The organism is Nitrosomonas sp. ANs5 (assembly GCF_050584665.1).
Taxonomy (GTDB): Bacteria; Pseudomonadota; Gammaproteobacteria; order Burkholderiales; family Nitrosomonadaceae; genus Nitrosomonas.
The window spans coordinates 1-20271 of sequence record NZ_JBEUDO010000033.1; the positions used below are offsets into that span (position 1 = coordinate 1).

The following is a 20271-nucleotide window of genomic DNA, read 5'->3' on the forward strand; positions in this document are numbered from 1 at the left end:
AAGGCAAATTCAGCCGACCCAAAAAGCTACGCGCCTCCTTCGTCGGTGCTCTGCTTTTGGGTCGGCTGATTTGCGACGGTTAGGCTTAAGAAATGAACATCGCAGAATTAAATAAGCTTCGTGATCGCATTGGCCGAATGACGCGAAAACTCGAAAACAAAGCTGGAACGGGTATCTCGGGGGAGAACACCTTTCCAAATGGCGAGGTGCACCGGTTCCGATTCGAAGGCGTCATACCTGTAGAGGAGTTTCAAGATAACCTGCTATCGCTGTATGTGTGGGCATGGAGTATGAAAGACTACCTAAAGGAGGTGGCGAAAGGCCTTGGGAAGGATCCCAGATACATAGAGAGCCTCGTCGACTCGAGCCCGGACCTGCAGCTGGTTTCGGATATCGCGAACCGCTCAAAGCATGGAACATTAAACAAAAGCCGATCAGGTAGGTTTGCGAGCTTATCCGGGGTAAAGTTCACCGCCTCGCAGCAGAGCGTCTCAAGTATTACGGTCTATGCGTTCGATGTAGTGGTGAATGTGTTGGACCCGGATCAAGTTGAATACGCGGCTTCGGTACTGTCTGATTCAGGCGTAGAGCTAGGAAATGCGAAAGAGATTCTTTCGAATGGCATTGCTGTCTGGGAGCGGCGGGGTTGTGAGTATGCCACCTCAGCCTAACGAGAAGGAACAAGGGGTCAAGTCTTTTATTAACACAAAAAATAATCTATCCTACGAAAAATTGAAATTTGAGGCTAAACTGCTATCATTCAATGACAGAAATGCAAGAATTGCAGTAACTTTTCAAGCAGAGGCAACCATAGAATGAAAGGCGTTGCGGATGAATTCGGGCTGCATTATGCGACTGTCTGTCGAATTGTTAAAAAGTCGGGATGCGATGTTTTATAACAAGACTTGACCCCCTGATTTCTCCAACTCATTGAAGAACTCGATGTTATTCCTGTTCAATACTTCAAGAAACTCGTGAACACTGATGAGTTGTGGGAGGTCAGGGTACAGGCTGGAGGAAGCATATTCAGAATCCTCGGGTTTCTTGATGGTGACCACTTGATAATTCTAAATCACGCGTTTCAAAAGAAAACTCAGAAGACGCCAAAGAAAGAAATCAAGGTGGCCGAAATGCGAAAACGGGATTACCTCAAGAGGGGGCAGTCAAATGAGTGACCTTAAAAAGTATATTAGTAAACGAAAAGCGATTGATAGTGAATTTTCTGAAGAATTTGATGAAGGGTATCAGTCTTTCAAAATTGGTGTTCTTCTCAAACAAGCTAGAGAGGCATCTGGGTTAACTCAAGAGGAAATTGCGGAAAAACTTCACACTAGGGCGTGTCATCAGTTGAGCCATATGACGGAAGCGGCGAGATAGATGGCACCGAGGAAGTTATGGGCCCGTTTATCATATCTGGTGGCTATGGCACGGTATTGTTTGAGTTTTGCAAAGAAATTTTCGATGAGATGCCGCGCCTGATACAAGTCTTTATCATATTGGCGTTGTTTCTTGCGGTTTGATTTAGGTGGGATCACAGTCTTGACGCCTGCTTTTTGTAGCAGATCCAGCACCCGCTCCTGTGCATCATAGGCTTTATCGGCCAGAAACGCCTGAATGGTCGTGAGGATATTGGGCAGCAGTACATCGGCTCCTTCCAGATCATGAGCTTGACCCGGCGTCAGGCAGAACCCTATTGGATTGCCCAGCGCATCGCACAAAACATGGATTTTGGTTGTCAGTCCGCCCTTTGATCGCCCGATACATTCCTTTTTTTTGCCCCCCCTTTTGCACCAGCGCGTATGACGTGTGTGGATCACTCTGAAATCCCCAAACCTCTCCGGCAGATCGCGCCAGGCGATCCCAGCACGGTAACGATATAAAACTGCTTCCACAAACAATCGGTTATCTTTGGCTGTGCCGCCAACATGCCCCTCACGTCCAGGTAAAAAATCTCTGATTCGTTCCCACTGATCATCTCGCAGAGCGTAGCGCCTCTTTGTCATCCCCAAGTTCCTCCTTTTTAGCCAAGGAATATTGAATCACAAATCAGGTCTTCCTGTGAATCCGGGAAATTATCACTCCGCTAACTGATGACACACCCTAAGAAATCGGCAATTTCTCGCATAGAAAATCATGCCGAAGATATTAGATTGTCAACTCTTGAAAAGTTTGCTTCCGTATTGGGGCGGAAACTTGAGGTAATAATCCGATAAAGCAGCTAACGAGTAAGGTTAGGTCGTGCTAGCCACGACCTGTAAGAACCTAGGGGTCAAACCTAGGGGTCAAGTCTTACTCTAATACAGTCAATAATCCATCGTCGATTTAATGGTGCGCAAGTGCACCCCGCCGTTTTGCCAGTCGCGGCAGCGGCGCGGCAATCCAGCCCCAGCCCAGCGTCAACGGGCCTTGATGCTGGCTGCCCTGCCAAGCAGGTAGCAGGGGTGATTGCCGATGTTTTTTAGAAAAAGCAGTGTGTGTTGATACGCATGATGCTGCTGTATGATTTGTCATCCAGCTGTTTTCAAACAGCTTCTGAGTTGGGGTAGAGCCCGGATAGCTCAGGTGGCCGAGACGATAACCGCTCCTGTTTTCAATATTTGACCCGAACCCGGTAGGTCAGCTCGGTTTCCTGGTTTGCGGGTATGGTGATTTGCCATTCGGCCAGGTTCGCGCTCGGCTTGGTGTGGGGCAGGGATTCGGCGAGCATTGTCCAGTCGCCGGGTATGGGCTCCTGTACGCGGACAGTGACGGCTTCCTGGTGGGCATTGCGGATTGTGATCCGGTAAGCGGATTCAGCCAGGTTCTCGGGCGTGGTGGCAAGCCGCTGGAAATCGGTTTGGATTTTGTCGGCGGTGATGTCGAAAGCGCTGCCCAGTTTCAAGCGTACCTGCTCGTTTTTGGCGGTATGGTCGATGCGGTCTTCACCGACAAACTGTGCATGGCCTTGTGAATCGCGCTTGTAGACACGTATAACGCCTCTGGGCAGTGGCACGCCCAGCCCTTCGCCCTGGTTGTCAAACTGAATATACACAGCAGGCTTGAGTTTGCGCCCGATCTCACCGACTTTTCCGGCATAGTAATGGCCCGCGCCGTGTAACAGAAATTCTTTGTGGATGGGGATGGCGGTTGCCGACATCAGCGCGACCTGCTTGGTTTGATTGTCTGCCAGGGTGGTTGGGGCTGACAGGGTATAGAGATGGTATTCAAATAAAGCTTCTTCCCGCATTTGCGGCAAGTCTGCTGCCTCGGCTACCATGGCCATCATTTTTCTGCTGTAGCGTGTTTCAGGCTGAACCAGGTGCACATCTCCGGCAACCAGTTGCAGGCGGGCATTGCAGTAAGCGATGCCGCTACGGTTGACCAGGGTGACCAGTCCATTGAGATCGAGATGACTGTCATCGGCATTGAGTTCGGCGACATAATCCGCCTGCCAGGATAGGCCGGCTGTCAGATAAGAGAGTTCCAGCTGATGTTTCCCGGCCTGTGGGTTGGCCAGTGCGAGCGTAAGGGTTGGCCGGTCGCGCAGATGACTGGGCACGCCGGGAAAGGCAATTCGACCGGGGGTACCGGTTTCGATACGATCTTCGAACTGCAGCACAACGCCCTCATTGGTGGAGAGCACGACGGCGGATTCTCTGGTTTCAACGCCTGTGGCCGGATTGGTGTGAAGTATGGTGACCGTGCGGCCAAGATACTTTTCCAGCAGTTTCTGGGGCGTGAGCAGGTCAAAATCGAAATTTTGTTCCAGTAACCGGAATCCCGCGGGTTGCTGTAGATTGCGCAGTAACGCAGTTTCGGGACGGATACGGGCAGAGACCTCGCGCCAGGCAAGGTGGTTCATGCCTTTGTTCAGCGGGACGTTACGCAGTTCCTTGATCAGTGCCAGGTCTTCGTTGTAGATCGTCACCGAAACTTGTTTTTGATCGTGGAGAGTTGTGACTTTTTCTTCCGGCTGGTTGGCAAATCCATTGAATGGCATGGACCATAGCATCAGCATCAGGGAAGACGCTCGTAGGTTTTTCAGCATATCGTGTCTCCTGGGGGTTGGGGGAGGGTGTGTGCTGGCTGAGTACGCGTGAACATAACCCGCGCAGGCTCCCGAAAATACTATAAAGGTGTAGTGGTATGGTATCTGGGATCGGTTATCCTGAATGCTTGGTTGGGCAGGCTGAGCAGCCGTGCAATTCAACTCTTGGCGTTGCCAGCAGTCAGGTAACGTGAAAATAACAACTTATGCTGTTGATAACAATATGTCAGCTGCAAAAATTGCGCCCAGACGAGGATTCCAGCGTTGCTGCTAGGAGGCTGTCCGAGAATAGCGATCGTAGCGAGGGCGGGGCTGGTTGAGTTGGATTTTTCGATCATTTGAGGCGAATAGTCGTTCTATTCAACGAAAAGGATCGTAAAATCCGGCCAATCAGGCTCGTCCGCAGTAGATCAGTCTGTTCTCGGACAGCCTCCTAAGCTGCGCCCATCCTGTTTGTTGACAGCTCATCCAGCATTGACTCGGATTCTAGGTCATCCGCAAGCGGCTGGTTGCCATCTTGCTTGTGATTCATACTGGATGTGAGGAGTGCAGTAGCTTCTTTTGCCTGGATGTTTTCAAATTGATCGAGCGCGTCTTGAGATGGGCTGTCATCAGCTCCGGATGACGCATGCGCTGTGATTTCCGGTGCATCGGTGATGGTTAGCGTGGGTTCGAAACTAAGTTCGGTTCCGAAGTCGTGATAGGTCACTGTCTCTGCAGATTCAGCTAGGATCATGGTGTCGTCATCTTGATACGCAGGCATGGGCGTCGCTTCCTGCCAGCTGTCTGAGTCGTCCCGCTCTGACGCGGCCATTAAGGGATCGTGTTCGCCGGAAGGATTAAAACCAAAGTGTCCATCATCCTCTGTTTTTTCCTGCTCGGGTGCGATTTCGCTGAGACGTTGCTGAACAGTTCCGGTGATCGCGATGTCTTCCCTGATTTTTTTCGATGCCAGGGCAATGGCGGTTTCCTCTGCGCGGGTGCGTGCGAGTGCCGCTTCCATGGCCATGGTCTCGACGGCTTCCCGCGCTATAGCCTGTTCGATAGCGAGCGCTTCCTGTTCAATTTTCGCCTGCAGTGCTGCCAGGGCTGAAGTTTCCGCCTGCGCCCGGCCTAGGGTCGTAATCGCTGCGATTTCAGCCATACGGAGTTTCTCTTCCATCTTGGCCGCGATGAGCGTGCGATTCTGAGCGATAGCGGTTGCAAGTTCAGTCAGTTTGCGTTCTATTTCCAGCCGTGCTGCATGGGCAACCTTGGCCTGCTGGATGGCATCCAGCCTTTTTTTCTTGTTTTCGAGCGAGCATGCTTGCGTTTCCGCCAGTGTGAGCGCCTCTTGCTCCGCCAAGGCATCCAAGGCAGCGTGTTCTTCCGCCAGGGTGGCCACTTGCAATTCCGCTGCAATTTTCGCTTCCGCGGTTTTCCTGGCAGCAGCTTCGGCAATGGCGCGCATGCGCGACTGCTTGATGGCCGCTTCCTGGGCTGCAATTCGTTCTTTAACCGCGTCAGTCGCAGCCTGTTCTGCAAGTAATTTTGCGTTAAGCGTGACGGTTTCCTGCTGTTCGATTTGTGCGCGGGCTTCCGTAGCCAGACGGGCTTCAGTTTCTGCCGCGATGCGTTGGCGTGTCTCTTCCAGTAACTGGTTGTCCGCTCTGGTGCGCTCGGCAATTGCCAGGGACATTTCTTTTTCAGCTTGTGCCGCCAGCTGCGCCTGTGCTTTGGCCTGGCGCTCTGCTTCGATCCTGGCCAGTCCGGCTGCGGCCGCTTCAGATTCGGCGCGCGCGCGTGACTCGGCTTCCTGTCTAGCGGCCAGATCGATTTCTTGCCGGCTTTCTGCAGCACGGATTGCTTGTTCTTCGGCTGCCAGTTTTTCTTGCAACGTCTGGTTTGCCCGGGCTTCCGTTTCCAGCCGTTCCCGGGCTTGTTGCGCCAGCAGGGCGGCCGCTTCCTTGCGTTGCCTAATTTCCGCCAGTGCTTGCTGTTCTGCTTCAGTCTTGGCATGCGCCAAGGCGATTATTTCTTCGCTTTCTTCCATCCTGGCCTGGGCCAAAGCAGTCGCCCTGGTTTCAGATTCGGCCGTGGAGAGTGCCATCATATGCGCTTCTTGTTCGGCTTTTTGGTTGGCAATAGCCGCCTGAATTGCTTTTTCTTCTGCTATTTCCTTTTCTCGCGTTTGCGCGAGCAGCATTGCCTCTTCCTCAGCACGGTGGCGGGATTTTTCGGCGATCATGGATTCTGCGTGTACCTTGGCACGCAAGGTGGCGACGATCTCTTTTTCTGCTTTGGCACCGGCTTCTATCGTTTGGCGCAGTTTTGCTTCCAATTCATGGCGCGCCTGAGCTTCGCGCTTGGCCAAAGTCTCGGCTCGAATACGTGCTTTGGCTTCTTCGGTGGCAACCGTATCGGCTTTAATCCTTGCCTCGGCAGCCAATCTGGCGCTGGCTTCTGCCCGGGCACGCGCTTCGGCTGTCACGCGTGCCTTGGCCTCGCATTCGAGTCGCTGTCTGGCTTCATGGATGGCGATGTTTTCGGCATCCAGTCCCGATGGATTATCGTTGTCCGCTGGGAATTGATGACACGCCTCTTCAGGGGGATGAGGCTCGTGAAAAACTGCTTCACGAGACAGGGTGCCATCAGGATTGAAGTCGAATATGCCGCTATCTGCTCGATGCGCTTCTTCTGGTAACGGCGAAATATTCAATATCGATCTGAAGCGAGATTTGAATGACATGATAATTGCTAGGCTCCAAAAATAATGGACAAAGTTCACAGCGGAATTTGTCCGGACGCTAACTACCTTATCAATTGCGCACAAGTTGTGAACGGGTGAAGAAGGGGTAAAAAAAAGGCTTATTTGGGGGAATGATGCATTGCGATATGCTTAGTACCAGATTTTACCGATCCCCAATAGGCGCGAAAAACCCTGATGCAACTCACGGAGGTTCGATGAGCGTGTGCGCCATGGAAAACCCATCCAGGAATATTTGGCGGAGTACCGGCGCGAAATAGGGGAGTGTCAATGACATCATGACCAGGCCGATCCCCAGCGTCAGGGGAAAGCCGACCGCAAATATATTCAATTGTGGCGCTGCGCGTGTCAGGATTCCCAATGCCAGATTCGTGATGAGCAGCGCGGTCAGGACGGGTAATGCCAGGCGTAACCCCAGCGTGAAGATTTCGATTCCCCAATTGGTGAGCGTGGCAAACGATAAGGCGGTGACGCCCTCTAGGCCGATCGGCAGAATACTGAAGCTCCGTACAAGCAATGCGACGATTTGCAGGTGGCCGTCGATGGTCAGAAAGGCCAGTGTGGTGATCAACCCGAAGAACCGTCCAATTAACTGGACCTGTCCTGAATGCTGGGGATCGAAAAAAGTGGCAAATCCGAGCCCCATTTGCAATCCGATGATTTCACCTGCCATTTCCACTGCAGTGAAAACAATGCGCATGGCAAACCCCATGGCCAGTCCGATTACAACTTGCTGCAATAGAATGACCAGGCCTATGCCCGAACCCGGATCGATCTTAGGGAGCGGGGGCAGCGATGGCGCAACCAGAATGGTGAGCAGAATGGCCAGCCCCAATTTGATCTGGACCGGGATGGCGTTATTTCCCAATACCGGCGCACTGGCGAGCAGACCGAGTATCCTGGTGAGCGGCCAGAGCAGCGTTGCCAGCCAGGTGTTTAGCTCGGTGGTGGTAATATTCAGCATGCGAACGGGTCCGGCGGTCGCGGAGTGGGGGAGTTAGCTGCTGACCATCCAGGGAATGCTGGCGTATAGCCTCTCGATATAATCAAGCATCACTTGCAGCATCCAGGGGCCTGCCAACGCCAGGGCGGTAAACATGGCGAGCAGTTTCGGAATGAATGACAAAGTCATTTCGTTGATTTGAGTGGCAGCCTGGAAGATGCTGACAATCAGGCCGGTTGCAAGCGCTGTCAGCAATAGGGGGGCAGCGACCATGAAGGTGATTTCCAGCGCGTGCCGGCCTATGGTCATGGCGTGTTCCGGGCTCATGGTTTTGCTCCTTTCTCAGATATAAAAACTTTGTGTGAGTGATCCGATTAGTAGATGCCAGCCATCTGCCAGTACAAACAGCATCAGTTTGAACGGTAGCGAGATGATCATGGGCGAGAGCATCATCATCCCCATCGCCATCAGGGTGCTGGCGACGACCATGTCGATAATCAGGAAGGGAATAAATACCACGAACCCGATTTGGAATGCTGTTTTCAATTCGCTGGTGATGTAGGCGGGAACCAGGATTTTCATCGGCACCTGATCCGGGCCTTCGATTTCTCCGCTGTCGGCAATCTGTGCGAATAAGGCCAGATCAGTTTCACGCGTTTGGCGGAGCATGAAAGTCTTGAGTGGTTCGCTGGCTTTTTCCGCTGCTTCCATGATGTTGATTTTGTCTTCCGCAAAAGGCAGGTAGGACTCGGTGTAAATTTGATCGATGACAGGCGACATGACAAAAAAAGACAAGAATAATGCCAGGCCGATCAAGACCTGATTGGGTGGGGAGGCTTGGGTGCCAATGGCTTGCCGTAACAGTGATAGAACAATGATGATGCGTGTGAAGCTGGACATCATCAGTACAATGGCCGGCAGGAAAGTCAATGAAGTCAGCAGCAGGAGAGTCTGCAGGCTGAGCGTGTAAGTCGTTCCACCATCGGGGGAGGGCGCGCTGGTGATGGCCGGCAAGCCGGTTTGCTGCGCGAACGCGGGCAAGGCGAGGCCAAGACCCAATACCAGCATGCAACGGGCCACGCCGGGTGCTAACCGGTGGCGGTCAGCTTGTGATGTCAAAAACCTACGGCATACGCTGCCAGGATTGATTGAGATGCTATTTGGCATGGTCCTGATTCAGGCTGGCTTGCAGTTTATCGGAAAATTCCTCGCCAGGCGGCGTGGCGGCTGCTTGATTGACCAGATCATTTTGTTTGTCCATGCGGTGGAGCAGAGTGACATGACCGGGTGCTACGCCCAGCACCAGCCAGGTATCGCCGATTTCTGTCAGTACGACGCGTTCTCTTTGGCCAATGTTGGTGGAGGTGACAATTTTCAAGACGCCTGGTTTCCCGCCAGGGTGAATGCCGATTTTTTTGAATAGCCAGGCAATCAATCCAATCAAGGCCAGCACTATCAGCAGCCCGGTGGATAGCTGCAACATATTATCCATCGAAATGACCGGGGGCGGCGCTGCGAAACCCTGATTCTGGGCAGATTCGGCGTACACATGCACTGGCATGAATAATGTTAAGACAATCCAAGCAAGTATGCGTGACATAAGGGCTAGCGGTTGAGTTTGCGGATACGTTCACTAGGGGTGATGATATCGGTCAGGCGAATCCCGAATTTTTCGTTTACCACGACGACTTCCCCCTGTGCAATCAGGCAACCATTGACCAGCACATCCATTGGTTCTCCCGCCATGCCATCCAGCTCGACGACGGAACCTTGTGCCAGTTGCAACAGGTTCTTAATAGCGATTCTGGTGCGACCGAGTTCAACAGTCAGTTGTACGGGGATATCCAAAATCATGTCGATATCATTGTGGGTGTCGTGCAGGGTATTGTTGTTAGAAAATTGTTCAAAAACAGGTGATGATTTGGTCAATTCTTCATTGCCGGTCCGTGGTGCTGCGTCGGTGTCGGATGCTTCTGTTGCCGGAGATTCCGGTGCTTCGGTTTGCGGGGCGTAGGCGGCGTCCGATGCCTGCTGTTCCGCCATGGCCTCAGCCCAATCATCGCTAACGGCTTGTGATTCGGCTTGTGGTTTGGTTTTTGTTGGTGTGTTCATATTTTGCTCCAGATATCAATCTGTTTCGGTTGGAGATCGTATGGTTTTGACTTTGAGTGCGTAATGTCCGTTGAGTATGCCGTAATGGCATTCCATGACCGGTACGCCATCTACTTGGGCTGTGACGGTATCCAGAATATCGAGTGGCACGACATCGCCAACCTGCATGTTGAGGATCTGGTGCAGGGTAACTTTGGTATGGCCGAGGTTGGCGACAAGTTGCACTTCTGCACCCTGTACCTGCCTGCTCAATGAATTGATCCAATATTTGTCGACTTCCAGAGGGTCGCCTTGTAGACTGCTGTTAAGCAGTTCACGGATCGGCTCGAACATGGTGTATGGAATACAGACATGAAACTCACCCCGGCTACCGCCGATGTCGAGCTCGAATGTGGTTGTGACAACAATCTCGGATGGAGTGGCAACGCTCGCGAATTGTGGATTCATTTCTGAGCGGATATATTCAAATTTGATTGGATAAACGGATTTCCAGGCTTTCTCGTAGTCTTCGAACACGACCTCCAGCAGGCGCTGGATAATCCGCTGCTCAGTCAAGGTGAATTCACGGCCTTCCACTCTGGTATGGAAGCGTCCATCTCCGCCAAACATGTTATCCACGATTAAAAAAATCAGATCCGGGTCGAAAACGATCAAGGCCGTGCCACGGAGCGGCTTCATGCTGACCATGTTGAGGTTTGAGGGTACGACCAGGGTGCGCAGAAACTCGTTGTATTTGATTGTTTTGATCGGCCCGATTGCAATATCCACCGCCCGGCGCATGAAATTATAGATACCGATTTGCAGGAGTCTTGCAAACCGCGCATTGATGATTTCATAGGTGGGCATACGCCCACGCACGATGCGTTCCTGCGTCGCCATGTTGTAGGGGCGAACACCGGAGTTATCGGATGGGTTGTCGTCGTCTGCGTCTTTCTGTTGCTTGTCGACGCTATCGTGGTTCAATAATGCATCGACTTCATCCTGGGTAAGAAAATTTTCGGCCATAATGCAGCGATATCATTGAATGATGAATGAGGTGAACAAGATGTCCGCTATATCTTCCTGCAATACCTCGGATTCGATCTTGAGCTTGATCGCCTCGGCAATGTGCTGGCTGAGATGTTGTTTGCCTTCCGGGTGGTAGATTTCGCTGGGTTTCTTGCTCGATAGCAGCAATATGATCTGATTGCGTATTTCTGGCATTCTTTGCGTGATGAGGTCGACGACTTGAGTTTCATAGGCCTTGATGGCAAGGTCCACCTGCAGATAATTGCGTTCATCATTTTCCGGTTGCAGATTGACCGTGAAAGTTTCAAGCTTGATGAAAGTGGCTGGTTTCTGTTTTATGCCAGATATGACTTCGGCTTCCTCGATCTGGTTTTTCATCACATACCATGTCCCGCCAATGGCTGCGCCGATGGCAAGTAATCCAGTGAGAATGAGCAGAGTGAGTTTCATTTTTTTGTTTGCATCGACTGGTGCGGCCGTATCACTCATGACATCTCCTCGCGTATTAACGATAAAACGATATGCGCGCATTATGCGTGACGCCAGGCGTATTCGATTGCGTGAATAATCCCTTATTCGTCGTTCATTTCCATGTTCTGGTGCGACGAGTCTCCAGGTGATGCAATGGACAGGCCGCATGAAACGGCCGGGCGGTGTTGCTTGCGCTAGCGGCTGCCAGTCGTACCGCTCTTGAGCCCTGTTTTCAATTCATGATTTCCCGCTATCAGGCGTGATTTGTCTGTTTTTTTGCGTGCGGCTTGCAATTAATTTGCGGGTATTTGGTCCAATCGACCGTAACTTAATGATTATTCATGTATCTTTCTAGGAAAATTAATGCAAAAAAACGCTTGATTCTGGAAAAATGCAGTCTATAATTCGTACCCTTTAGTATTCCGGTAGCCAATAAGGAGGTCATCATGATATGCAAGATTAACCCATTCGTCCTGACTAGCTGGGTTCACATTCATATTCCTGAAACGTAGCGATCTAGAGGAGTTCTACATGAAAACACAAACTGCCGTCTTGCAGCAGCAAGCACATACTGATGTCATTTTCGACACCCACCCCGAGACCAGTCTGGACCTTTCCCTGGTAGAGTCCACACTGAAAAAAGGTTACCAAAAACCTTTCCTGCTGATCGATACCCGCATTGTGCGCGATAAGGCCAGGCGTTTTAAGGCGGCCATGCCGCGCGTGCATCCGCATTATGCGGCCAAAGCCAATCCGGATCCGCGTGTATTGAAGACGCTGATTGAAGAGGGCGTCAGTTTTGAGATCGCCTCCATTGCCGAGCTCGATCTTCTGATGAGCCTGGGTGTGCCCGCTGCAGAGATTTTTTACAGCAATCCGATGAAATCACGCGCTTACCTTGAGTATGCCGCAGCCAAGGGTGTGGAGTGGTATGTGCTCGATAGCGTCGAGGAATTACGCAAAATTGTGCGCATCAAGCCGGATGCCAAGCTGTATTTGCGGATCGATACCCCCAATATTGGCAGTGATTGGCCTTTGGCGGGTAAGTTCGGAACTCATCTCGGGGACATTGCCGAGATTATCGAAGAAGCTGTGCGATTACAGGCGGACCTGGCAGGTGTGACTTTCCATGTAGGCTCTCAATGCCGTAACCCCCAGAATTGGCGAGTAGGTATCGAGCGCGCCAGAAAAGTTTTTGACGAAATGCGAGCGGTTGGACTCAAGCCACGCCTGCTCAATATTGGCGGCGGTTATCCTGTCCGTCATGTCAAGCCAATTCCATCCATTGAAGTCATTTCGGAGGTTGTCAATGAAGCAATCGCCGATTTGCCGGAAGACATTCGCGTTATCGCCGAGCCCGGACGCTACCTGGTATCCGACTCGGCTTGTTTTGTTTGCCGCGTGGTCGGTACGGCAACCCGCAACGGCAAGCGTTGGATGTACTGGGATGCGGGGATATTCGGCGGCATCATAGAGGTGAGTGAGGGGCTTCGCTACGAGATTCTGACCCAGCGTCATGGTCCAGAGATTCCATGGTCGATCGCGGGCCCTACTTGTGATTCGGTCGATGTACTCATGCACGAGGAAATGTTGCCCGAGAATCTGCAAGAAGACGATTTCATCATCATCCCGAATGCGGGCGCCTATACGACTGCCTACGCCAGTAACTTCAATGGCTTCCCGCTGCCGGATGTGGTTGTGCTATAAGGATCGCCTGCACCCATGATCCCGGACAATAAAGAGCAATACGGCATCTGGCTGTATTGCTCTTTTTGCATGCCTTGAGGTGCTGGGTGCTGGTGTCCAGTATCGTATCTATTGCCGGGTACTTGACGTCAAGTGCGCAAGATGATGTTGCAAGTGATCCTGGATAAAAGTACTGATGAAAAAGTAACTGTGATCATAGCCGGCATGGCGGCGCAGGAGAAGAGACTGACCGGCTTTCTGGCAAGCGGTTTCAAAATATTCGGGATGGAGCTGTTCAGCAAGAAACGGATCATTGAGCCCCTGATCAATGAGGGAGGGCGGTAGCCGGTGGCCTGATTCAATCAAGGCCGTGGCATCATGTTTTTGCCAACTGTCTGTTGATTCTCCCAGATAATGGCTGAATGCCTTTTGGCCCCAGAGGCAATTGATCGGCGCGGCAATCGGCGCAAAAGCCGATACCGATTGATAGAGGCCGGGGTGGCGCAAAGCCAAAGTCAAGGCACCATGGCCGCCCATGGAATGACCGAAAATACCCATCCGTTCCGGGTCGGCAGGGAACTTGGACAGGATGATGTGACACAATTCTTGTGTGACATAGCTTTCCATGTGAAAGTGTTTGGACCAGGGCGGTTCGGTCGCATCCAGATAGAAACCGGCGCCCGCGCCGATTTCCCAATCATCCGCTTCTCCCGCAATGCCGGTATCGCGAGGACTGGTGTCCAGGCTGACCAGCATCAATCCCAGCTCGGCTGCGTAACGTTGGGCGCCGGCCTTGATCATGAAAGTTTCTTCCGTGCAAGTGAGTCCGGCTAGAAAGAAGAGCACAGGTACCCGTTGTTGTCTGGCCAGTGGAGGCTCATAAACCGCGAATCGCATGGGCAGGCCAATGATCTCGGAATGATGCTGATAGAATCCCTGGACGCCATCAAAGCAGGTATGTTGGCTACGGGTTTCGAGTTTGATTGACATACGCCTGTTAGTAAATGACTACCGAGCGGATCGATTCGCCGGCTTTCATCAACCGGAAGCCTTCGTTGATGTCTTCCAGCTTGAGGGTGTGCGTAATCAATGGATCGATCTTGATTTTTCCTTCCATATACCAGTCAACGATTTTGGGCACGTCGGAACGGCCACGTGCACCGCCAAAAGCGGAGCCTTCCCATTTTCTGCCCGTGACGAGCTGGAACGGACGGGTGCTGATTTCCGCGCCGGCTTCCGCTACCCCGATGATAATGCTGCGTCCCCAGCCTTTATGTGTGCATTCCAGCGCTTGCCGCATGACTTGCGTGTTGCCAATGCATTCAAAACTGTAATCTGCGCCCCCATCGGTCAGTTGTATGACTGCATCGACGATGTTATCCACTTCATTGGGATTGAGAAAATGGGTCATGCCAAATTCGCGCGCCAGTGACTCGCGTGCTGGATTGATATCGATGCCAATAATCCGGTCGGCCCCAACCATGCGAGCACCCTGGATGACATTCAGGCCAATTCCTCCCAAACCGAATACCGCGACATTGGCACCTGCTTCCACTTTGGCCGTGAACACAACCGCACCGATGCCGGTGGTGACCCCGCAGCCGATGTAACAAACCTTGTCGAACGGCGCATCCTTGCGAATTTTAGCCAGCGCGATTTCAGGCACGACGACATAATTGGAAAAGGTGGAAGTGCCCATGTAATGCAGAATGGTCTGGCCGTTAAGAGAAAAGCGCGCGCTACTGTCAGGCATCAAACCTCGTCCCTGTGTAGTGCGAATGGCCTGACATAGATTGGTTTTCCGGGAAAGGCAGAATTTACATTCTCGGCATTCCGGTGTGTATAACGGAATGACGTGATCGCCTGGTGCGAGCGTTCGGACGCCGGGCCCGGTTTCGACCACAATCCCCGCCCCTTCATGGCCGAGTATGGCTGGAAACAGTCCTTCGGGATCTGCGCCAGACAGGGTGTAGTAATCCGTATGGCATATTCCCGTGGCCTTGATCTCAACCAGTACTTCGCCCGCCTTGGGCCCGTCCAGATCGACTTCTTCGATTGTAAGGGGCTGGCCAGCTTGCCAGGCGACTGCCGCACGTGTCTTCATTGCGAATAATCCTTTTTCTCGGGTTGTATGAAGCGATATTGTATGTGACTGGTGCGATCATGCAACCCTGCTTGTGTTTGAAAATTTTTTCCGGCATGCACATTTCAGCATTGAATCGGGTAAATTGGGTATTATCTAACAATACGTAGCGATTTCTGCTTGAGGAAATACGGTGTAATCCGGCCCGTAGCGCTATCACGATATCCGCCATATACTGTATTTAAACTAGCGATCAGCCGGCTTTCTCTCACGCGGATTTTTATTTCTTCACCGTTATAGAGTAGGAAAAGAAAACGATCATGACTATGGATAACCAATCAATAGACAAAAAGGCACAAATCAATTTCTGGTATATCCTGACTGCAATATTCGGTATCTTGCTGATTCAGAGTATCTATTCCGAATATACCCGGATTGAGCCGATTCCATACAGCCGGTTCCAGTCGCTATTGGAGCGTGGCCATGTGGCGGAAGTCAACATTACCGATAACCATATTTATGGTTCGCTCCGGGAAACCGCCACAGAAGATTTTACCGATTTTGTCACGACCCGGGTCGAATCGGATTTGGCCGAGATGCTGGATAAGCACGGCGTTATCTATACCGGCATCGTGCAAAGGACTTGGCTCCGCGATCTGCTTTCCTGGATATTGCCGATGGCCATTTTCATTGGAATCTGGCTGTTCATCATTCGACGGATGAGCAAAAATATGATGGGGGGGAGCGGTTTGATGTCGGTAGGGAAGAGCCGAGCCAAGGTTTATGTGGAAAAGGAAACCAAGGTTACCTTCGCCGATGTAGCCGGTGTCGATGAAGCCAAGGAAGAGTTGGAAGAAATTGTCAACTTCCTCAAGAATCCCGCCGACTATAGTCGCTTAGGCGGTCGGGCACCCAAGGGCATCTTGCTGGTCGGCCCGCCTGGTACCGGAAAAACATTGCTCGCCCGTGCCGTGGCAGGCGAGGCGGGTGTGCCGTTTTTCTCGATTTCCGGATCGGAGTTTGTCGAAATGTTCGTCGGTGTGGGTGCGGCGCGGGTACGCGATCTCTTTGAGCAGGCGCGGCAAATGGCGCCAGCCATTATTTTCATTGATGAACTTGATTCGCTAGGACGGGCACGCGGTGCGTCCGGTTTCGGCGGTCATGATGAGAAGGAACAGACCTTGAATCAGCTCCTAGCTGAACTGGATGGATTTGATCCTTCCAGTGGTATCGTATTGCTGGCTGCAACCAATCGGCCGGAAATTCTCGATGCCGCCTTGCTGCGCGCCGGCCGCTTCGATCGCCAGGTGTTGGTGGATCGGCCTGATAAAAAAGGCAGGGAACAAATTCTGGGCGTACATATTGGCAAGGTCACGCTGGATACTGATGTCGATCCCGAGAAAATTGCCGCACTGACACCCGGCTTCACGGGGGCGGATCTGGCAAACTTGATCAACGAGGCGGCTTTGCTGGCTACCCGGCGCAGAGCGGTAGCGGTGGGCATGGAGGATTTTAACAACGCGGTCGAGCGTATCGTAGCGGGGCTGGAAAAACGTAACCGTTTGCTCAACCCGGAAGAAAGGCAGACGGTCGCCTATCATGAGCTGGGCCATGCCTTGGTGGCGCTCGCGCTACCCGGCACCGATGTAATACACAAAATTTCGATTATTCCGCGTGGCGTGGGCGCGCTTGGTTATACCATCCAGCGTCCGACCGAAGACCGTTTTCTGATGACGCGCAAGGAGCTGGAAAACAAAATGGCCGTATTGCTCGGTGGACGTGCTGCCGAGCAGGTGGTTTTTGGAGAAATCTCGACTGGTGCCTCGGATGATCTGGCGCGCGCCACCGATATTGCGCGTGCGATGGTATTACGCTATGGCATGAGCGCTGCATTGGGAAATGTAGCCTATGACCGGGACCAGTCGCCATTTTTACAACCCGGATTCGCTTTTCCAAAAAGCCGGGATTATAGTGAAGACACTGCCAATAAAGTGGATTTGGCCGTGCGTAACCTGGTTGATCAGGCGCTTGAACGCGCGATAAAGATTCTGGACAAGAATCGGGTGGTATTGGATCAGGCTGCCGAACAATTGCTCAAGACGGAAACCCTCAATGAGCCCGAGATCGAGGCATTTAAGTTAGAGATCAGGGCTGAAGTTGAGAGTTAGGCTGAGAGTTAGGAATAGGCCACTCTGCTTCATTGGCTTGAGACAGGCAGCGTCAGTCACGTCGCTGCCTGTTGTGTAATCCCATCGGACAGCCTCCTAGGCGCAAACCGCAGTCATAGCCGTAGCTATGGCGAGGATTTGCAACAACGCATGACAGGCGAAGGCGCGATTTCATGTAAGCGGTTTGGCGGAACGGAGTACTAGCGCAGCAGAACCAGTTTCGGTATGGCGTCTGTTGTGGCCCAAACGATCGCATTCTGACCAAATTCATGAGCGGTCCGTTTGGCTGTCGTCAATTCGAGACCCAGCGCGAGAAAGCCCGCCTCCGCAGGCCATGCACCACTGAGGTCGATACTCTCACCTGGATAGATATAGCGGCTGTATTGGGCCAATTGTTCCTGCAGGCGCTGGTTGGCCAATTGGTTCTTGGCTGCGGGCAGGATCTGACTGCCTGGATTGCAGGCTGTGATGTACAGTGCGTCCCGGCAGCCCCGTTGCCGCAAGAATGCGGTAAGTGGGGGGCAATGTTGGCCGATCAGTAGGGTGATGCTGCTTGTTCCGATCCAGACGTGATAATGCGCGACCGCATAGTCAAGAACCAGTTTTGCCGGCAGGTTGGATTGCTCTACACTGCCATCTTGTAGAATAGCTTGGCGCTGATACAGGCTGTCAAGAAACGACCCTGATTCAGCGCGCAATTCTCGATATTTTTTCACAGTTGGGTCCAAATGAAGCTTTTTATTGTTGTCTGGATGTACCTCGGTTTTAGTCTGGCCAATGCTGCCCAGCCCATCTTTCTGGAGGTGCCCGATACCCTGGAAGAACGCGTCAAGCCTTGTACGCTTTGTCATGGCGATATCGACAGAACGGGTCAAGATGCCTATTATCCCCGGATTGCGGGTAAGCCCGCTGGCTATCTTTTTAACCAATTGCGTAATTTCCGGGATGGCCGGCGCTATTATCAGCCCATGGCCATCTTGCTTGAAAATATGTCAGATGAATATATGCAGGAGATTGCGCACTATTTTGCCGCCTTGCCGTATGTTTATCCACAGCCTAAGCCACGCGCCATGTCATCCGAACAGATCGAGGCCGTGGAAAACCTGATTAACAAGGGTGATTCGATGCGTAATCTGCCTGCCTGCAGTGCCTGTCATGGAGATGCGCTGATGGGCGTGGAGCCGTTCATACCGGGGTTGCTCGGTTTGCCGCATGCTTATCTCGCCGCTCAATTCGGCGGTTGGCGTCATGGTGGCATCATGCGTGGCCAGATCCCTGATTGTATGTCGGAGATTGCAAATAAGCTGACTCAGTACGAAGTCAATGCCTTGGTGATGTGGCTGCCTGGTCGGCCAGTCGCGGGTAAACCGGCCCAGTCCGACACGCTGGCGCCAGAAATGGTGCGGCGTTGCCAGCATCTATTGTCGGAGAAGGAGATTGTGCAATGAGCGGTTCGTTTCAGTGGTGGTGGATGGAAAGCCGACAAATGATCATTTCCATTGCGGGGGGGCTGTTGGTGATGTCTCTGACATCAGGCCAGGGGCTGGCCAGTGCCACTGCCACCGAGGCAGTTGTGCAGCAGGGTGCCTATCTGGCTCGTTCCGGTAATTGTATGGGATGCCATACGACTCGTGGCGGCAAGTCCTATGCGGGTGGGCGCAGGCTGAACACGCCTTTTGGAGAGTTTGTTACACCAAACATCACGCCCGACAATGAGACCGGTATCGGTCAGTGGAGTGCAGACGACTTCTGGCAAGCAATGCATCATGGGCAATCCAGGGATGGCCGTTATTTATACCCAGCTTTTCCCTATACGGAATACACCAAGGTGACGCGAAAGGATGCCGATGCGATTTTTGCATACTTGCGTTCACTCACTCCCGTCCACCAAACCAATCCACAGCACCGGATACGTTCCCCCTATGACAATCAACTGCTCTTGCTTCTCTGGCGGGTGTGGTATTTCAAGGAAGGTGTCTATGAATCCGATTCCTCCAAAAGCGAGGAATGGAATCGTGGCGCCTATCTGGTGCAGGGGCTGGGGCACTGCGATGCCTGCCATACTGCCCGTAACGTATGGGGCGCAAGCCAGGACGATAAGCTGACTGGCGGTGAGATTATGGGACATTACTGGTATGCGCCGTCGTTGATCGCCCCGCAGGAAGCCGGAGTGGGTGATTGGCCCATCGAGACAATCGTCGAATTACTGTCCACTGGTATCACAAGTGACGCAGTAACCACGGGCCCGATGGCCACTATTGTGCGACAGAGTCTGCAACACTTGTCGCCTGAAGATATGCGTGCAATGGCAGTCTACCTGCAATCCATCGGCAAGCCGGATACCACTCGCAAGACGCGACAGATACCTGATATGCCGGAGGCCGTTCGTCAATATTTGGCACGTGGCGAACTGGTGTATGAGAAACATTGCCAGGACTGTCATGGGGAGTCGGGGCAGGGGGCGCCTGGTATTTATCCACCGTTGGCGGGTAACCGCAGTGTCACCATGAAATCTCCATTGAATACCATCCGGAGCGTGCTATATGGTGGCTATCCGCCGTCCACAGCAGGCAATCCGCGCCCCTATGGCATGCCGCCTTACCAGCATATCATTCGTGATGCCGAGATCGCTCAGGTCGTTTCTTATATCAGAAATGCCTGGGGTAATTTTGGTAGCCTGGTCAGCCCGCTCGATGTCGATCAAAGCCGGGGGAACGAGTTCTGATGCCGGATGGCTGCGCAGGCTATGCTCGCGCATGCACAGGGTCGAACCGGGCTGTTTAGGGATTTTCCATAAAGTAGCCCGGCTTGCAACCATGCAAAATAACTGCCTGATTCCCGGGCAGTGCTCATTCCGCCTCGCTTTGCGCATTGCGGGCGGATCATTTCAATGGGGGATGCGGTCGCTCATTGATCGAACTCAGGCATATCAGAATAAATCGTCAACCGCTATTGCAAACGTACCAGCTTATTTGCCTGACGAGCAGCCCTGATAACACCTGCTCAGAAGCTGTTTGGAAACACTAG

At 52.4% G+C, this 20271-nt stretch carries 21 protein-coding genes; 7 read left to right on the forward strand and 14 right to left on the reverse strand.

Going from position 1 to position 20271, the window contains the following annotated elements:
* The first annotated feature begins 137 nt into the window (after nucleotides 1-137).
* The 3 genes from ABTW62_RS09020 (at nucleotide 138) to ABTW62_RS09030 (ending at nucleotide 1377) form a co-directional block, all read left to right on the forward strand.
* The gene (locus ABTW62_RS09020; protein WP_430904254.1) at nucleotides 138-671 is read left to right on the forward strand and encodes a hypothetical protein; all 534 of its coding nucleotides are present in this window, start codon (nucleotides 138-140) and stop codon (nucleotides 669-671) included.
* A 276-nt stretch (nucleotides 672-947) separates the two neighbouring features.
* The gene (locus tag ABTW62_RS09025; protein WP_430904279.1) at nucleotides 948-1175 is read left to right on the forward strand and encodes a type II toxin-antitoxin system RelE/ParE family toxin; all 228 of its coding nucleotides are present in this window, start codon (nucleotides 948-950) and stop codon (nucleotides 1173-1175) included.
* Nucleotides 1168-1377 carry a helix-turn-helix domain-containing protein gene (locus ABTW62_RS09030; RefSeq protein WP_430904255.1) on the forward strand — a complete coding sequence of 70 codons (210 nt, stop codon included), beginning with the start codon at nucleotides 1168-1170 and terminating at the stop codon, nucleotides 1375-1377. The genes ABTW62_RS09025 and ABTW62_RS09030 overlap by 8 nt, the downstream gene beginning before the upstream one ends.
* Here ABTW62_RS09030 and ABTW62_RS09035 read toward each other — a convergent pair.
* The 11 genes from ABTW62_RS09035 to fliL all read right to left on the reverse strand — a co-directional run bounded on the left by ABTW62_RS09035 (nucleotide 1344) and on the right by fliL (nucleotide 11325).
* Nucleotides 1344-2003: an IS5 family transposase gene (locus tag ABTW62_RS09035; RefSeq protein WP_430904256.1), complete on the reverse strand. Its 660-nt coding sequence runs from the start codon at nucleotides 2001-2003 to the stop codon at nucleotides 1344-1346. The genes ABTW62_RS09030 and ABTW62_RS09035 overlap by 34 nt on opposite strands.
* A gap of 587 nt (nucleotides 2004-2590) precedes the next feature.
* Nucleotides 2591-4027 carry a DUF4139 domain-containing protein gene (locus ABTW62_RS09040; protein WP_430904257.1) on the reverse strand — a complete coding sequence of 479 codons (1437 nt, stop codon included), beginning with the start codon at nucleotides 4025-4027 and terminating at the stop codon, nucleotides 2591-2593.
* A 158-nt stretch (nucleotides 4028-4185) separates the two neighbouring features.
* Nucleotides 4186-4365, reverse strand: a complete 180-nt coding sequence (locus tag ABTW62_RS09045) for a hypothetical protein (protein WP_430904258.1) — start codon at nucleotides 4363-4365, stop codon at nucleotides 4186-4188.
* Nucleotides 4366-4460: 95 nt separating this feature from the next.
* On the reverse strand, nucleotides 4461-6755 hold the full coding sequence (locus ABTW62_RS09050; RefSeq protein ID WP_430904259.1) for a hypothetical protein: 2295 nt from the start codon (nucleotides 6753-6755) through the stop codon (nucleotides 4461-4463).
* Between the two features lie 202 nt (nucleotides 6756-6957).
* Nucleotides 6958-7737 carry a flagellar biosynthetic protein FliR gene (gene fliR / locus ABTW62_RS09055; RefSeq protein ID WP_430904260.1) on the reverse strand — a complete coding sequence of 260 codons (780 nt, stop codon included), beginning with the start codon at nucleotides 7735-7737 and terminating at the stop codon, nucleotides 6958-6960.
* Between the two features lie 33 nt (nucleotides 7738-7770).
* On the reverse strand, nucleotides 7771-8043 hold the full coding sequence (gene fliQ / locus ABTW62_RS09060; protein WP_430904261.1) for a flagellar biosynthesis protein FliQ: 273 nt from the start codon (nucleotides 8041-8043) through the stop codon (nucleotides 7771-7773).
* Between the two features lie 15 nt (nucleotides 8044-8058).
* Nucleotides 8059-8784, reverse strand: coding sequence for a flagellar type III secretion system pore protein FliP (gene fliP, locus ABTW62_RS09065; protein ID WP_430904280.1), 726 nt, complete (start codon nucleotides 8782-8784; stop codon nucleotides 8059-8061).
* An 88-nt stretch (nucleotides 8785-8872) separates the two neighbouring features.
* Nucleotides 8873-9277 (reverse strand): flagellar biosynthetic protein FliO, encoded by a 405-nt coding sequence (gene fliO, locus ABTW62_RS09070; protein WP_430904262.1) that lies wholly within the window; start codon nucleotides 9275-9277, stop codon nucleotides 8873-8875.
* Nucleotides 9278-9321: 44 nt separating this feature from the next.
* On the reverse strand, nucleotides 9322-9828 hold the full coding sequence (gene fliN / locus ABTW62_RS09075) for a flagellar motor switch protein FliN (RefSeq protein WP_430904263.1): 507 nt from the start codon (nucleotides 9826-9828) through the stop codon (nucleotides 9322-9324).
* Between the two features lie 15 nt (nucleotides 9829-9843).
* The gene (gene fliM / locus ABTW62_RS09080; RefSeq protein WP_430904264.1) at nucleotides 9844-10833 is read right to left on the reverse strand and encodes a flagellar motor switch protein FliM; all 990 of its coding nucleotides are present in this window, start codon (nucleotides 10831-10833) and stop codon (nucleotides 9844-9846) included.
* A 12-nt stretch (nucleotides 10834-10845) separates the two neighbouring features.
* Nucleotides 10846-11325: a flagellar basal body-associated protein FliL gene (gene fliL / locus ABTW62_RS09085; RefSeq protein ID WP_430904265.1), complete on the reverse strand. Its 480-nt coding sequence runs from the start codon at nucleotides 11323-11325 to the stop codon at nucleotides 10846-10848.
* A gap of 513 nt (nucleotides 11326-11838) precedes the next feature.
* On the opposite strand from fliL, the gene ABTW62_RS09090 reads away from it, so the two are divergent.
* On the forward strand, nucleotides 11839-13014 hold the full coding sequence (locus ABTW62_RS09090; RefSeq protein WP_430904266.1) for a type III PLP-dependent enzyme: 1176 nt from the start codon (nucleotides 11839-11841) through the stop codon (nucleotides 13012-13014).
* 108 nt (nucleotides 13015-13122) lie between these two features.
* On the opposite strand, the gene fghA is transcribed toward ABTW62_RS09090, so the two are convergent.
* Complete coding sequence (fghA, locus tag ABTW62_RS09095) at nucleotides 13123-13983, reverse strand: S-formylglutathione hydrolase (RefSeq protein ID WP_430904267.1); 861 nt, start codon at nucleotides 13981-13983, stop codon at nucleotides 13123-13125.
* Nucleotides 13984-13990: 7 nt separating this feature from the next.
* Nucleotides 13991-15097, reverse strand: a complete 1107-nt coding sequence (locus ABTW62_RS09100) for an S-(hydroxymethyl)glutathione dehydrogenase/class III alcohol dehydrogenase (RefSeq protein ID WP_430904268.1) — start codon at nucleotides 15095-15097, stop codon at nucleotides 13991-13993.
* Between the two features lie 320 nt (nucleotides 15098-15417).
* Between ABTW62_RS09100 and ftsH the strand changes: the two genes are divergently transcribed.
* Nucleotides 15418-17244 carry an ATP-dependent zinc metalloprotease FtsH gene (gene ftsH / locus ABTW62_RS09105; RefSeq protein WP_430904281.1) on the forward strand — a complete coding sequence of 609 codons (1827 nt, stop codon included), beginning with the start codon at nucleotides 15418-15420 and terminating at the stop codon, nucleotides 17242-17244.
* Between the two features lie 200 nt (nucleotides 17245-17444).
* Here the strand turns inward: ftsH and ABTW62_RS09110 are convergent, their stop codons facing one another.
* Nucleotides 17445-17960 carry a DUF3293 domain-containing protein gene (locus ABTW62_RS09110; RefSeq protein ID WP_430904269.1) on the reverse strand — a complete coding sequence of 172 codons (516 nt, stop codon included), beginning with the start codon at nucleotides 17958-17960 and terminating at the stop codon, nucleotides 17445-17447.
* Between the two features lie 12 nt (nucleotides 17961-17972).
* On the opposite strand from ABTW62_RS09110, the gene ABTW62_RS09115 reads away from it, so the two are divergent.
* Together ABTW62_RS09115 and ABTW62_RS09120 are read left to right on the forward strand one after the other, a co-directional pair.
* Nucleotides 17973-18692: a c-type cytochrome gene (locus tag ABTW62_RS09115; protein ID WP_430904270.1), complete on the forward strand. Its 720-nt coding sequence runs from the start codon at nucleotides 17973-17975 to the stop codon at nucleotides 18690-18692.
* Nucleotides 18693-18763: 71 nt separating this feature from the next.
* A complete protein-coding gene (locus ABTW62_RS09120; RefSeq protein WP_430904282.1) occupies nucleotides 18764-19969 on the forward strand; it encodes a c-type cytochrome in 1206 nt (401 codons plus the stop codon).
* Nucleotides 19970-20271: the final 302 nt, after the last annotated feature.

What these genes read in the sequence shown, in the direction of transcription:
- ABTW62_RS09020 (WP_430904254.1), top strand. Translation starts at nt 138, where the DNA reads ATGACGCGAAAACTCGAAAACAAAGCTGGAACGGGTATCTCGGGGGAG.
- ABTW62_RS09030 (WP_430904255.1), top strand. Translation starts at nt 1,168, where the DNA reads ATGAGTGACCTTAAAAAGTATATTAGTAAACGAAAAGCGATTGATAGT.
- ABTW62_RS09035 (WP_430904256.1), bottom strand. Translation starts at nt 2,003, where the DNA reads ATGACAAAGAGGCGCTACGCTCTGCGAGATGATCAGTGGGAACGAATC.
- ABTW62_RS09040 (WP_430904257.1), bottom strand. Translation starts at nt 4,027, where the DNA reads ATGCTGAAAAACCTACGAGCGTCTTCCCTGATGCTGATGCTATGGTCC.
- ABTW62_RS09045 (WP_430904258.1), bottom strand. Translation starts at nt 4,365, where the DNA reads ATGATCGAAAAATCCAACTCAACCAGCCCCGCCCTCGCTACGATCGCT.
- ABTW62_RS09050 (WP_430904259.1), bottom strand. Translation starts at nt 6,755, where the DNA reads ATGTCATTCAAATCTCGCTTCAGATCGATATTGAATATTTCGCCGTTA.
- fliR (WP_430904260.1), bottom strand. Translation starts at nt 7,737, where the DNA reads ATGCTGAATATTACCACCACCGAGCTAAACACCTGGCTGGCAACGCTG.
- fliQ (WP_430904261.1), bottom strand. Translation starts at nt 8,043, where the DNA reads ATGAGCCCGGAACACGCCATGACCATAGGCCGGCACGCGCTGGAAATC.
- fliP (WP_430904280.1), bottom strand. Translation starts at nt 8,784, where the DNA reads ATGCTGGTATTGGGTCTTGGCCTCGCCTTGCCCGCGTTCGCGCAGCAA.
- fliO (WP_430904262.1), bottom strand. Translation starts at nt 9,277, where the DNA reads ATGCCAGTGCATGTGTACGCCGAATCTGCCCAGAATCAGGGTTTCGCA.
- fliN (WP_430904263.1), bottom strand. Translation starts at nt 9,828, where the DNA reads ATGAACACACCAACAAAAACCAAACCACAAGCCGAATCACAAGCCGTT.
- fliM (WP_430904264.1), bottom strand. Translation starts at nt 10,833, where the DNA reads ATGGCCGAAAATTTTCTTACCCAGGATGAAGTCGATGCATTATTGAAC.
- fliL (WP_430904265.1), bottom strand. Translation starts at nt 11,325, where the DNA reads ATGAGTGATACGGCCGCACCAGTCGATGCAAACAAAAAAATGAAACTC.
- ABTW62_RS09090 (WP_430904266.1), top strand. Translation starts at nt 11,839, where the DNA reads ATGAAAACACAAACTGCCGTCTTGCAGCAGCAAGCACATACTGATGTC.
- fghA (WP_430904267.1), bottom strand. Translation starts at nt 13,983, where the DNA reads ATGTCAATCAAACTCGAAACCCGTAGCCAACATACCTGCTTTGATGGC.
- ABTW62_RS09100 (WP_430904268.1), bottom strand. Translation starts at nt 15,097, where the DNA reads ATGAAGACACGTGCGGCAGTCGCCTGGCAAGCTGGCCAGCCCCTTACA.
- ABTW62_RS09115 (WP_430904270.1), top strand. Translation starts at nt 17,973, where the DNA reads ATGAAGCTTTTTATTGTTGTCTGGATGTACCTCGGTTTTAGTCTGGCC.
- ABTW62_RS09120 (WP_430904282.1), top strand. Translation starts at nt 18,764, where the DNA reads ATGTCTCTGACATCAGGCCAGGGGCTGGCCAGTGCCACTGCCACCGAG.